The organism is Methylobacterium sp. CM6246 (assembly GCF_054818005.1).
In genome coordinates this window covers 1,150,609-1,162,772 of record NZ_JBTXKY010000001.1, presented here as the reverse complement: position 1 = coordinate 1,162,772, position 12,164 = coordinate 1,150,609, and the positions used below count along the sequence as shown (strand labels likewise).

The 12,164-nt window shown below is 54.9% G+C and carries 15 protein-coding genes; 3 read left to right on the top strand and 12 right to left on the bottom strand.

Annotated features, from left to right (window positions below; genetic code table 11):
• Positions 1–255: 255 nt before the first annotated feature.
• Together ACYQPG_RS05930 and ACYQPG_RS05925 are read right to left on the bottom strand one after the other, a co-directional pair.
• Entirely contained in the window at positions 256–438 is a 183-nt protein-coding gene (locus ACYQPG_RS05930) for a hypothetical protein (RefSeq protein WP_461230514.1), read from the bottom strand.
• 230 nt (positions 439–668) lie between these two features.
• Positions 669–878 carry a helix-turn-helix transcriptional regulator gene (locus ACYQPG_RS05925; protein WP_461232426.1) on the bottom strand — a complete coding sequence of 70 codons (210 nt, stop codon included), beginning with the start codon at positions 876–878 and terminating at the stop codon, positions 669–671.
• A gap of 477 nt (positions 879–1,355) precedes the next feature.
• Between ACYQPG_RS05925 and ACYQPG_RS05920 the strand changes: the two genes are divergently transcribed.
• Complete coding sequence (locus tag ACYQPG_RS05920; protein ID WP_461230513.1) at positions 1,356–2,300, top strand: tyrosine-type recombinase/integrase; 945 nt, start codon at positions 1,356–1,358, stop codon at positions 2,298–2,300.
• Positions 2,301–2,697: 397 nt separating this feature from the next.
• Here ACYQPG_RS05920 and ACYQPG_RS05915 read toward each other — a convergent pair whose 3' ends face one another.
• The 3 genes from ACYQPG_RS05915 to ACYQPG_RS05905 all read right to left on the bottom strand — a co-directional run bounded on the left by ACYQPG_RS05915 (position 2,698) and on the right by ACYQPG_RS05905 (position 6,384).
• Positions 2,698–3,876, bottom strand: coding sequence for a DUF4062 domain-containing protein (locus ACYQPG_RS05915; RefSeq protein WP_461232425.1), 1,179 nt, complete (start codon positions 3,874–3,876; stop codon positions 2,698–2,700).
• Positions 3,877–4,259: 383 nt separating this feature from the next.
• On the bottom strand, positions 4,260–4,946 hold the full coding sequence (locus ACYQPG_RS05910; protein ID WP_461230511.1) for a hypothetical protein: 687 nt from the start codon (positions 4,944–4,946) through the stop codon (positions 4,260–4,262).
• Positions 4,947–5,181: 235 nt separating this feature from the next.
• Positions 5,182–6,384: a tyrosine-type recombinase/integrase gene (locus tag ACYQPG_RS05905; protein WP_461230509.1), complete on the bottom strand. Its 1,203-nt coding sequence runs from the start codon at positions 6,382–6,384 to the stop codon at positions 5,182–5,184.
• A gap of 423 nt (positions 6,385–6,807) precedes the next feature.
• On the opposite strand from ACYQPG_RS05905, the gene ACYQPG_RS05900 reads away from it, so the two are divergent.
• Positions 6,808–6,948, top strand: a complete 141-nt coding sequence (locus ACYQPG_RS05900; protein WP_461230508.1) for a hypothetical protein — start codon at positions 6,808–6,810, stop codon at positions 6,946–6,948.
• 693 nt (positions 6,949–7,641) lie between these two features.
• On the opposite strand, the gene ACYQPG_RS05895 is transcribed toward ACYQPG_RS05900, so the two are convergent.
• The 4 genes from ACYQPG_RS05895 to ACYQPG_RS05880 all read right to left on the bottom strand — a co-directional run bounded on the left by ACYQPG_RS05895 (position 7,642) and on the right by ACYQPG_RS05880 (position 8,979).
• On the bottom strand, positions 7,642–7,989 hold the full coding sequence (locus ACYQPG_RS05895; protein ID WP_461230507.1) for a hypothetical protein: 348 nt from the start codon (positions 7,987–7,989) through the stop codon (positions 7,642–7,644).
• Between the two features lie 65 nt (positions 7,990–8,054).
• Positions 8,055–8,357, bottom strand: coding sequence for a hypothetical protein (locus tag ACYQPG_RS05890; RefSeq protein ID WP_461230506.1), 303 nt, complete (start codon positions 8,355–8,357; stop codon positions 8,055–8,057).
• Positions 8,354–8,593 (bottom strand): hypothetical protein, encoded by a 240-nt coding sequence (locus ACYQPG_RS05885; protein WP_461230505.1) that lies wholly within the window; start codon positions 8,591–8,593, stop codon positions 8,354–8,356. The genes ACYQPG_RS05890 and ACYQPG_RS05885 overlap by 4 nt, the downstream gene beginning before the upstream one ends.
• A complete protein-coding gene (locus tag ACYQPG_RS05880; RefSeq protein ID WP_461230504.1) occupies positions 8,590–8,979 on the bottom strand; it encodes a hypothetical protein in 390 nt (129 codons plus the stop codon). Before ACYQPG_RS05880 ends, ACYQPG_RS05885 begins: the two co-directional genes overlap by 4 nt.
• 470 nt (positions 8,980–9,449) lie before the next feature.
• On the opposite strand from ACYQPG_RS05880, the gene ACYQPG_RS05875 reads away from it, so the two are divergent.
• A complete protein-coding gene (locus tag ACYQPG_RS05875; protein WP_461230503.1) occupies positions 9,450–9,602 on the top strand; it encodes a hypothetical protein in 153 nt (50 codons plus the stop codon).
• Positions 9,603–9,689: 87 nt separating this feature from the next.
• Here ACYQPG_RS05875 and ACYQPG_RS05870 read toward each other — a convergent pair whose 3' ends face one another.
• From ACYQPG_RS05870 to ACYQPG_RS05860, 3 genes are read right to left on the bottom strand one after another with little or no spacing between them, the layout of a single operon-like run.
• Positions 9,690–10,232: a hypothetical protein gene (locus tag ACYQPG_RS05870; protein ID WP_461230502.1), complete on the bottom strand. Its 543-nt coding sequence runs from the start codon at positions 10,230–10,232 to the stop codon at positions 9,690–9,692.
• Positions 10,233–10,237: 5 nt separating this feature from the next.
• On the bottom strand, positions 10,238–11,185 hold the full coding sequence (locus tag ACYQPG_RS05865) for a hypothetical protein (protein ID WP_461230501.1): 948 nt from the start codon (positions 11,183–11,185) through the stop codon (positions 10,238–10,240).
• Positions 11,185–11,784 (bottom strand): hypothetical protein, encoded by a 600-nt coding sequence (locus tag ACYQPG_RS05860; RefSeq protein WP_461230500.1) that lies wholly within the window; start codon positions 11,782–11,784, stop codon positions 11,185–11,187. Before ACYQPG_RS05860 ends, ACYQPG_RS05865 begins: the two co-directional genes overlap by 1 nt.
• Between the last annotated feature and the right edge of the window lie 380 nt (positions 11,785–12,164).

The window sequence follows — 12,164 nt, the reverse complement described above, 5'->3', positions numbered from 1 at the left end:
GCGCTCGCTGGTAATGGCGGCTCATCGCAGGCGATGATGTAGTATTCTCCTGAGAACGGCAGCCTACCAAGGCAATGCGGCACCCGGAAACCGGCGCCGTCACTATGCGTGTGAAGCTCCCCGCAGTAGGGACACGCAATCACCTGGAGGATTGACTTCCCGTCTCGGGCGAACCGTCGCTGCAGCGCGATCGCGAGCCGGTCGACCACACGCCCTTGAGGCGTGTCGGTCACGTACGCACCGAAGTGGAAGCGATCACGCTGCATCACGACGACCCTCCCCTTCGGTGATCGCGCGGATGTCCGTGAGGCGGATCAAGGCTCGATCACCCAGCCGCTGGAGGGGGAGGTTCTTGCGCACCGTGGCCGGGCACACGCCGAGGATTTTGGCAGCGTCTCGAACACTGACCATGAGGGGGGTATGGGACGGCTTCAGCACTGCTGGCCTCCGTGAGAGCACGCCGAACGCCGGCACGGCGCTCGACAAAAAGGGCTCATCCTCGAACGGCTGGCTGAAGTTGTCTGTTATCAGACTTCTTCAGCGGGGTTGTGCCTGACGTTACTTGGGAAGCCATGCGGGATCCTGCAAGGATATTTCGTATCTTGCAGGGACGTCACTACTGACTAGACGCCCTGAAGGACAATCCCGTCATCTAACCCGCAATCAAATCAGCGCCCGGCCAGCCACATTTCCAAGTCGGATCGACGAACGCCTAAGCGCCGTTCACTGAGCTGTAGGATGCGGGGTCCGCGGCCCGCCTTGATCAGCCGCCTCATTGTGGAGACAGACAAATTTGCTGCCTCGCACGCACTGCGAAAGCTAAGGACGACAGAGTACGGTTGCGGGATGAAAGGCGCCCACGCGGTGCCCTCGGTCATGCTGGGCATGACGGATCTCCAGCTCTCAATGGAGCTGGGTATCGGCCCGCGTATCGCGCAGGGCGCGTCGCAAATGGGCCTCTAATCTGACCTGCACCCAGCCGTGCAAGCCCAAACTGTGACTGTGAACTGAGGCCGAGATAGGCCGGCTTGAGCGGTCAGGCAAGGTCATCAGAGACCGCCGGGCATCACGAAGCTCTGGCATGGCCCATAGCTTCCTCCTTATTTCCCCGCTCTTCATCCTGGTGGCGAAAACCAGAGGTACGAAACGTACAATACAAACGCGTCGTATATCTCCAGACTTTAAATGTAAGAAAAATAAATTCAAGACTTTCGACAATAAGCAAACCGATATAAGACCGAGCGGCCCATCGGGCTAGAAATTTCGATCTCAGTACAAAATTAATGTGATGATTTATGCTTGAATTACTATGCATGCACGACAGAAATCATCATTACGGAACGAATGAGGATGATATGAACGAAGTCGTTACAATCGGATCGCTCATCCCTGAATATCTGAAGGAGCGATCACAGCAGCTCAGCACGAGTTACCTCGGCGATTTGAAGCGGTATTTAGAAGTCAATTTGAAACCGCTTCATCATATACCTCTCGAAGATTTGACGCGCGCTCAAGTTAAAGCGTGGCTATTAACACTGCGTGGTGCGACAGCGGCCAATCAGGCACGCGCTGCACTCTCAAAATTTTATAATTGGGCCATCGCGAGTGGTCTTGCCGAAAAGAACCCCGTTGCCGGGACTGATAAGCTCGGGCGTCAAGTGCGACGAGACCGGGTACTTAAGGGGGACGAACTCAAGGCCATTTGGGGCGCTTGCGCGGGGGATGACGATTTCAGCCTGATCGTGCGCTTACTGATCCTTCTGGGCCAACGACGCGACGAGGTTGCCAGAATGCGATGGGAAGAGATCGATTTCGTCGACGCGACTTGGTCGCTTCCCGGCGAGCGGACCAAGAACGGCCTACCTCACGAAGTTCCGCTTCCACCAATCGCTCTTAAAATTTTGCGGCAGCGTGACGATCGAAGGATCACAGGTCGAACTCACATCTTCGGCATGTGGGATAATAAGGGCTTTTCTGGCTTCTCGAAATCGAAGATCGCATTGGATGAGCGCTGCCCGCTAAGGACACCGTGGCGGCTGCATGACCTGCGCCGTACTTGCGCCACCCAACTTGCTCGATTGCGGGTTCCACCATACGTGATCGAGGCTGTGCTTAACCACATTTCGGGCACCAAGGCGGGCGTGGCGGGCATTTACAATCGCCACCTGTATGACGTCGAGAAGAGGGAGGCATTGGAGTTGTGGGCAAAGCACATTGCCGCCTTTGACACCACAACTTCTTCTGAGCAAATATCTGGGCCTACGATCTCAGACAAGCGGCACTCTATTATTGACTGCTAACGATTAAATACACTGTACTGCGCTCTTCGACCCAAAACGTGCGACGCGTTTTGCAGCTCTAAGGCTCAGTGCATATGCTGATGTGTTCGGCCTGCTGGTCGAACCTTGCCCTTATTGGTCGCCGAAGCGCCTGCTTCCAGCAGCGGCACGCCGCTGCTGACCCTGACCAACGCTGCACCGTTCAAACCGACCGATTTGGTCCCAGCCAACCTAGTTGAGCTGGAGACGCTCGCCGGCCTGCCGCGCACCCGCAACCTCATCCTCTGCAGAGCCCGCTCAAGCTGCTTGGGGCCATGCTCCTCATCCCCGAGGGGCTCGACTGGAACCACGACTGGCCGGCGAAGGGCCGGAGCCAGCTCCACGCCTTCATAAGGAGACGGCCCTAAAACGTTGAGCGTCAGTGTTTTCTGACGGCCATGGACGAGATGTAGATTTGTTCGCCAGCCTTGGTCAGACTAAAGAGCAGGCCCGGCTTTTCTTCCAAAAGGCTCATGGCAATGAAGTGCGTACAGATGACGTTGTAGTCGTAGTCACCAATTCGAGGAATGGTGTGAGGACCTAAGGAGCTTGACAGAGTTTTAGTGCTTGTAATTAAATTCGCCGCGAAGGCACGTCGCACAAGATGAGCTTGCGATTGATTTTTGATCGCGGCCACCAGAGAGATAAATATTACACGCCACTGAAACGTGCAAGAGTTTGCTGATACTACTTCGTCATTACCGAATGTAATGCTTAGATCGACGCCGTACTCGTCATTAAAATCCGCAAGTCCTTCGATTAACGGTACCGCACTTGAATTAATTTGGCCTATCTGCTGCTTTAGATTGTCGTTCTCTTTTCTAATCTCATTTATTTCCTTTAAGAGATCTTCTGTAGAGCTCTTTGGGGTCCGCACCCAGCCGTCTTGTGGATATCTCTTGAACGCAGCGGAAAGGGATTTGACGACAGCGAGTTCCAGATCTTTCTGGTCTTCCCAGGTGTTGATAAGACGACCTGACATAATCTCGGCTCTGAATGCATCAAGTTTAGCTAGTACTGCGGGGTCTGTTTCAGTTTGTTCGCGCCGTAATTTCGATATATCTTTAATCGGGAAGCCAAGCACCGTTTTCCCAATAAATTTTGCATATTCATATTCGCGCTGCGTGTATGATACGCCAAGATTATCGACGCTCCCGTACTTGCCGGCGGTCACGAGTACGTAATAATCGCATTCATCTATAACCTGCTTGATGTATTCAAGCTGCTCCTCATCCATGGCGGGGAAATGTTCCATGGCGGCGGGTATATGTTGTAAATCGAGGACTGCGCGCGCGATCGCTCTACGCTCATCAATCAAATCGCGGTACGTAGATGAGATAAAAATCTGGTACTTTTTTTCAGCCACTTCGGCGCCCCCGAGAATGTCAAGAGATCGTTTAGCCAAGGAAGAGCATTGATGCCAGTCCTTAGACCTGAACAGATCCAGGATCTGGTCTGGCCGTCTTTCAAGGAGCGCCGCTGCATACACGGCGGCGAGCCCGTCACCGGCAAGACGCCAGCGATCTGCGTGCTTCAGCGTGCTTGCTGAGACAAGCATGGCCACAAGGGCTTGTGGCTCATGCCAAAAAGTTAAAGGGAAGGACCTCGATGACGCTGTCGGTTAGCAGGCAATGGTCTTTAATCGTTGGTATTCCTGAGAGGGAACGATCCGACAAATGAGAAGCGGTTAGACAACCGACGTTTAGGTCTTCACCGGCCCCTATGAAATCGAAAGGAATTGCAGTGAACGGCGTTTGCGTTCCGCCGAGCGACATCGGGCACTTGGACGCCGAAGTTCGTCGCGTAAAACTCGCGCATTAGGGAGATACAGTCATGCTTCCTGTGCTTGAACTCCCGACCCAAGAACCCTGCCATGTTCGTGGCCCCAAGATGGTACGTATCGTACCGATCTGCTAGTGGCTAGGTGGCGTGCATGCGCTGCTAATGAACAAAGATCTTCACGAGCGCGCCAATTCCTCCGCAAGCACCAGCTAAGGCCAATAGCGGACCCTTCGGGTATTCCGCAACTCTACGCATTGATATTTCCAAGGCATATAGGCCGCCGCTGATTATCAATAGAATAATAATCGGCGATGCCACAAATAATAAGAATGCTTCCGCTATGTCACTAGATGCAGTGTATATCAAGACATAGGCCCTGGCCTGATCCACTGTGAACAAATCAGCAGATTTCAAAAAAATATAAGCAGTCATAAACACAGATAGCTGCATCAATATTAATGTGACAAATAGTTTTGAAATGGCAATATACCAAGGTGCGGGACTTAGTATAATTCTTAGAATAAATGGTCCAATTAAACAGCACACAAGAAACATGGCGAGATATAAGTATAAGAGCGGTATCACATTCAATCTATAAGCAACATAACATTGATACAGAACGGGCGCCGAAAATAGAATTGTTAGGCCCATCCTCCAAGGAAAACTCCTCAGCCGAATTAGGGTTTTATCGCTATTTTTTAGTGCATCGATCAGGAGCCAGTACTCAATCGATTTATCGGAAATCAATTTCTTTTGCTTTTCAGAAAGAAACACATTAAGAAAATTCATCAAAAACAATGTTACTGCCGCGACCATTAATGAATTAGCCAGAATTGTTGGCAGCATTTGTGGGCTCTCTGTTCTGCATCGGCGTATAGTCGATACTTTCAAAATTGGAAAGACCAGGCGCCGATTATCAAAGGGTCACGAACGGGAAGCCCTCGTTGGGAACGCGCAGCTCGAATGAGATGCTTTGGCGGGAAATCAGGTCCTTCATTCGGCCAACGAAAATGCGTTGCAGCATAAGGTTTTAAGCCACGGCCTCGTGGTCCTGCACGCACCTCACCTCAGCCGCCAGCATCTAGCCCGAATTGGGCTCCGTTCTTGAGCAGGTCGAACTAACCAACCCAAGAACGTCCGCCGCCCAAAGATCTAGGGCCTCCCGCTTTTCACGAGCGTAGGTTGCCCGGTTGTAAATGCCGGCGACGCCCGCCTTTGCTCCCGATACGTGGTTCAGAACGGCTTCGACGACGTGTGGCAACACCCCGATGCTGGCCATCCCCGTAGCTGCCGTCCTTCGTAGATCGTGAAGCCGCCAAGGTGGCATCACAACCCCGGACGCGGCGATCCGCTTATCCAAGCGCTCCTTTGAGTTCGACCACCCACTGAAGGCTCCCACACCATGACCGAACAGAAGGCTTCGGCCTTCGGTCCGCGGCTGAGTGGCGAGGATCTCAAGCGCGGGACGGGATAGGGGCACCTCGTGCACGAGGCCATTCTTTGTTCGCTCACTTGGAATGGTCCAAACAGCCGCGGCCAAGTCCACCTCGATCTCCGTCATCGAGCCAACCTCGTCGCGGCGCTGGCCAGTGAGCAGGAGTAGCCGGACGATCCGGCCGTACGTATCATCCCGGCAGGCACGCCAAATGGCACGCAACTCCGTCTCGTTCAGCACGCGGTCTCGCGCCTTCTCGTCGGCCGGTTTGTTGGTACCCACGACTGGGTTGCTCTCTGCCAGCCCCTCCCCCATCGCCCACGCGAACATGGCTGACAGCGCGGAACGAGCGCGGGCAGCTTTGACCCGGTGGCCGTCGACGGCGATCACATTGAGCTGGGCGGCGACGTTCGCCCGCTTTATCTGGGTCACCGGCATGCTTGCGAGCGGCTGCCAATCTCGCTTGAGATGCCGTTCGACCTGCTCAAAAGATCGTGACTTCAACCTGCTCTCGGCCTGCTTCAGGTAGGCCTCCGCGACGCTTCTAAGTGTCACCGCTGCCTGCACTTTGGCGGCCGCCTTCTCGGCGTGAGGGTCAATGCCGACTTGAAGACCGCTCAGGAGATCGCGAGCGCGCCTCCGCGCTTCATCAAGCGTGAGCGTACCAACCTTGCCGACGACAAGTCGGCGCGTGCGCCCTTCCTTGTTGCGATACTGGATCAGGTAGTTTCGTGATCCCCCCGCGTTCAGCTTCACGCCGAAGCCCTTCAGCGTGTCATCCCATTCGTAGTGCTCGCTCTTGCCAGTCGGCAGGGTCAAAGCATCGATCGACGTCTTGGTGAACCGCACGGGGCCGTCTCCAGGAAGCAGGCAGGAAGCACGCGCGCGACATTCCTGGCATTTTCTGAACGCTTCTGGCTACCTCAGACTTGAGGGTCTCTTAATAAATCAGTGACTTAGACCCGCACTAGCAATCCCTGAATGCATACGCTCGCAGATTGTGGATCTGGGGGTCCCCCGTTCGAGCCGGGGCGGTGGTACCAAGGACTTAGCTGGTTTCAGACAGCTCGAAAGTGGACCAGGGGTAACGCTGAGGGTAACAGCGACCCCTGGTTTTCTTTTGCCCGTACGGGATGCGCGAGCGGCGTTCGTGAGGGCCAGCTCAGGCCAGACATGAGGTGGCAACCTGTATAAAGTACCCGTTCATTGCCGGCATTGAGCCAGCAGTGGATGCTCGCGTGATGGAGCCGCGCGGGCACGGAGGCGCCTGCCGTGGCCATCCTCAGCCTGCTCAGCCTTATCTTGGGCGGTGTGCTCACTGGCTTCACTCCGAACCGTCGCGTGCTGCAGGCGGTGCTGGAAACGGCAGGCCTCGTTCTGATGGTCTTTGGCTTGGTCTACCTGCCCAGTTAGCCGATCGGATTGAATGCGCGATCGCCGCTTCCAATGACGTCGCATGTATTTTGCATTCAGCGTGAGGTCGGATTGGTCTCCGATCTCCACGCTCGCCCCGAGCAAAGCCCCCCAGCGAGGGGCGGGCGTGGATGCTGATAAATCCTAGGGCGTGCCGGAAACAAACTGTTCAGCCCTGGGTTGTCGGTCGGATCTGCCCTACGGCGGAACACCACCAGCCAGCAGCGCCTTCGCAGAAAGCGGCCGCCGATCATGTTCGAGCTAGCCTTCACGGTTGCCTACTCAGCCGGGGCGTTCGTTGCGGTCGGCGTGATCCTGAGAGGCCTGGCGGCCTAAGTTTAACTTAGCCATCGGCCGCTCGGCAAAACGGAAATCATTTCCGTTCTTCAGGCATCAGCGTAGGGTGACGACGTCGGCACGCTTTGAGGGGGCGGTTCGTCGGCCTTCACGCCCGCTATGTGATACCCCCCGGATCGCGTGGGCGGGCGTGAATGCAGGGGGATCGCAATTTGCTACCCCCTTTCTGCATCGAGGCCAGCGATGGCAGGTCCGCCCGAGCGGCTAGAGCCTCAGCTCGCCGCACTCGATCCCGGCACCGAGCGAACGCAGCATCACCGTCCCGGTACAGCATGTCGGATCGGGCGAGGTCGAAGCGGGCGAGCCGGAGCATCCGGACCGCGAGGAAGGCGTAGATCACGCGCATAGCTTGATCACCTCCCGCAGGACGGTGAGGACCAGCTTTTGCCCCGCATCTAGGCGGCTTTCGTCCTTGTCGTTCCTGAACGGCAGCGCGTGATTTTCAAAATCCTTGAGGCAGAGCTGCGCCTTGGCCTGCAAGTCTGACATGGAGCGCGACGGTTCCGCGATAGCCCGATCTATCACCGCGTCGGACTTGTCTCCTTCCTCAGCGATCCGGTCGTCATCCCATTCGTCGGCGATGGCGGCGGTGTTGATGTAGTCGACGTGCCTCATGGCCCAGAGACAGGCTTCGGCGAGGTCGGACCGCCCCAGATTTGGGGGCAACATTGAAGGGAGGGCCATGACGGCCCCACCTGTAAGTGGGGCGGCTAGGATGGCGCCGAGCGCGGAACGGCGGGTGGAGGCTATCATCGGGCCGCCTCCGCGATCAGGTTTTCGACAGCCTCAAGGCTTTGGCACGCTGTCTGCGCGATGCTCCTGATATGCTCGCTGATGAAGTGGACGCTGCGGTATTGCTCCTCCGTCAGCACGACCACGATGTAGCCGTCCTGCGGTTTCATGCCGGCGGCTGTCCAAGCCTCCGGTATGTTTTTAATGTGATTGTCCATCACGGTGACGCTGATCGCCGAGAGCGCCGCCAAGTCGTGAATGGCACCGCTCATGTCGAGGAAGGGCGTCTGCAGATCTAGCCGAGTGGCAGGCCGGCTCATCGGGCCACCTCCCTCAGATCACGCGAAAGATGGAACGCCGCGTTCCAGTCCGCCTGGAGTCGCTTCGCTACGGCTTCCATTGCCGAGCCGACGACCTGGACGCCTTTGGCCTCACAGTTATCGGAGGACCCAAGGTCGTAGACCACGAGGGCCCAAGCCAGCAGGTCCGCTACATCGCTCTCCATATCGCAAATGAGATCCGCGAGATTATCGCGTCGGTGCTCGCGGCGACTCATGCCACCCTCCCGACATTGAAGCGGTGAGCGCCACGGCCGGTCCACTCGGTGGCGCAGCCATCCTGCTCGTCAGGCTCACGATCCAGATCTGGTTCGTGGTCAGCGTCGCCGGCCAAGGCATCCAGTAAGGCTAGGTCCGCCTCGATCCGGTCGGCGATCCGGCTGCGCAACTCACGGACGCGCTGGCGGTCGGCATCGGCGAAGAAGCTCGCCAGGCCGATCTGAATGTCGGCGATGGCCAGATCGGCCGGGTCGGTTTCGCGGCAGGCTCGAATGGCCCGGGTGACGGGCCCCAGCTGCGGGCCGAACCCCTGGCCTAATAAGGGCCGAGGGTTGCCGGACTGGGGTAATAAGGGCGTGTGTGTGCTATGGGCGTGAGTAGCCATTGACGTAGATCCACGACGTTGATGGTTAGGTCCGGTGCGGGAGCTTCCACCTTCCCGCCGGACCGAACTCGTGTTATCACCAGATCATGAGCTGGTCAACTCGTGATAACATGAACGTGCCTCGCAAACCTCGTCCGAAGCAAACCGGCACATTCATCGGGGTCAGGGTACAGCCCGAACACCTCCAGCCGCTTGATGCTTGGATTGCGGCTCACCCCGATCCTCAGCCATCGCGACCGGAAGCTATTCGCGAAGCGCTGGCCGAGCACCTGAGGGCGAAGGGCTATCTGAAGTGAGGCCCGAACCCTTGGCGGTAGGCCTGGGCGTTATGGTCGTGGCGGTAGCATCGGTCCGGCTCCTCCATGAAGCGGGCTACCAGCACGCTGGTGTCATGATCCTGCTGGCCGGGCTGCTTGTCGGCGGCCTCATCACAGCGTTGGGTAGGACGCGGGCGAACTGACGGAGCCACCGTGAACCCCTACGTGCTTGCCGCCATGGCTGCGCTGCTGACGGCCTGGATTGGGATCGGCGTTCTCGTGATCGCCTACGGCACGCCGCTCGGCGTGGGCCTCTACGTCCTGGCCGTCGTCGCCACGAACCCGAGGGTGTGGCGGCTGCACTGATCCCAGCCGCCGTTTGGTGGAAACAGCTTATAGAGCAAAACGGTGGCCATTTTCTAAGCGGCTAGGCTCATTCAAGAGTTGTCAAGTCTAAAGTCCGCGCTCACTAAACTTCACGGCGGATTTTTTATTTAGCATTGACAAGCACTTGTCCTTCGCTGCGGTAGAAGGATGCCAACCTAGCCTTAGACCTTTAGCGATATTTATTGTAATATCTGCCTGTTTGATGACCATTGGCGGTCGCTTTAGCAGTAATTTTGCGAGTGTAAGAGCCTTTGGTCCGTCCAGTTCAGTTATGTCATAATGGAGCCCTCTGAGGGCAACATCCCCTATGTCTCCCAGCGTTTTCGCATAGGTTATGCCGTACTTATCTAAGTCATTCGTATGCACAAAGCGGAACGGCAGCTTTTTCGGATCCTGTGTCTGAGTGCCTTGCATATAAAACGCTGCGGCCAACCGTTTTAGCACATTGTCGCCACGCGCCTTGCACTCATAAAAGGAAAGCCCGCCATTGCCTGATCTGCCATCCCTGAGTTCATGCAAAATCTCAAAGGGAAAATCGCCATTCTCCCATTGATCCTCTGCATCGGCCCATGGACTGTCGTTGTCTATACGGCGAGCGAGCAGGGGCATGTCTCTTAATCTATCGAAGCAGCAATTAACGCGGCCACAGTACGGTTCTTCTCAGTTTTTAATCTAATATTCAGGATCTGCTTCACGTCCTTGTCTATATGATAACTCAGCGCTTCGATTGCCGCATACCTAACGCTCGACTTTGGCGACATGGTATAATCTATCAGCAGTCCCCTCAAATCAGCGCGCGACAGCTTGGATGCCACATTAGAAGTGGCGAGAAAAAGAGCGGACGTGAATTCTGGATCTGTTTTGGTTTTTCTTATAAATTCTTTTATAGCAAAAGGATTTGGGTGTTTTTGCAGAAAATCATCTAGTGCATCCGGTAAGCTCTCAGGGGTCTCAAGATCTTCTTCCCACCTCATATGGATGTTCTCCAGCTTTTCGACGGCGGCCATTAGAGATGGGCCATCAATCAGCGAAGCATGTGTGGCAGGCGTTGGTGATATCTGAGCAGCATCAAGCACTAAGCGCTTGAACAGATCGACGATGCCCAGGCCGAGCGGAACTCGGTTCAAGCTGGTATCGTCGGTGTTGACCCAATGCGCACCGTTTGGCTGCCTGAGAACTAGTGCGTCCCCGGGGTGGGGGTACACACACGAAGCAAATTGATCCACTTCTGAAACAAGCAACATACATGTAATATCGAAGCTGCGGGTCGATCTCCCGTTCATATAAACATCAATGCCAAACTCGAATTTTCCAACATTCTTATTGATTTTGAAAGCTTTTTGATAATCGGACGAACTATCCAGTCGGGTCCACAATGGGGTATAAGTATTCGATGCAATATTAGAAACATCAGTATTATGTTTTGCTAAAGATCCGCTTTGATAATTCGACGTTAACTTGGTTTGGTATTCGGGCGTGGTGAGAGCTACCAAGGGCAGCGAAGCGCCTTGCGTTGCGTTGGATATCAAATTTCTTGTAGTATTGCTGCTATCAATAGGCATTACTTTTCTCCAGTCGTAATAATTTTATGCGCCTCTCGTTGCATTTCGCCGATAATCTTGCCTAGCATGTTTTTTTCTATAATAGATGGCGACCTTGCGTCAGTACTTAAATCCAAATCCAGCCGACACATTGAATGCGAAATTACTTTAGAAGGAACTGATGCAATACCGACAATGTGCATCAACTGCATTTCCGCTACTTGCCATTTAAAAATTCTGTTTATCTTTGCGCCACCTAATTCAGGAAATATTTTTGGTTTGTTAATCTGGAGTATTATATCGCTATCACGCTCAGGATCTATATTTAGCTCCGGCATGTAGGCGGCCATGACTTGATTAGATGCTAGCTGATTTGCGTCGATGATTAGTGCGATCGGGGCATATCCAATACGTATAACCGACTCGAAATTGATTACTTCGGCAGCCGCCCTGCTATTGAAAAGATGTTCTGCCTCCAAAAAAGGGCCAATTTCAACAAAAGGAGAACTTGCCAGTTCCGTTTCACTAGGAGCTTTCGGCCCATAAATGATATCGACTCTTCCTGGTAGCTGATTGACGGATAATACGCCGTTCCCAAATGGTCCGGTGGATTGCCGCATGCCCTGAGAGGGTCGCTCAGTTACCGTGTCTGGGGGAGATCCAGCGATCTTCTCCCATAGATCCAGAGCTTTCGGGTCAGGAGACAACAGAAAGAGCGTTACGCGAAATGACTCCGCGAGCCAGCGATCAGTGAGGCCTGATGCCGGAGAGGCTATCCGTTGTTTTTTTGCAGAATTCATACCGTCGAGTGATCCTTCAGCATAAGCCTCTTGGCTCTCCAGCTAGCGACGGCGTCAATAGCAGCCTAAGCCGTACCCATCGTGCGTTGTGTAATAAATTTGCCACTGCCTGAACACGTTGTGTCTCACTCGCCGCTAGCTTCCCATAACACCAGTATGTAAGCTGTTAGCGACCGACGCAAAAGCGGGCCGGACGTATC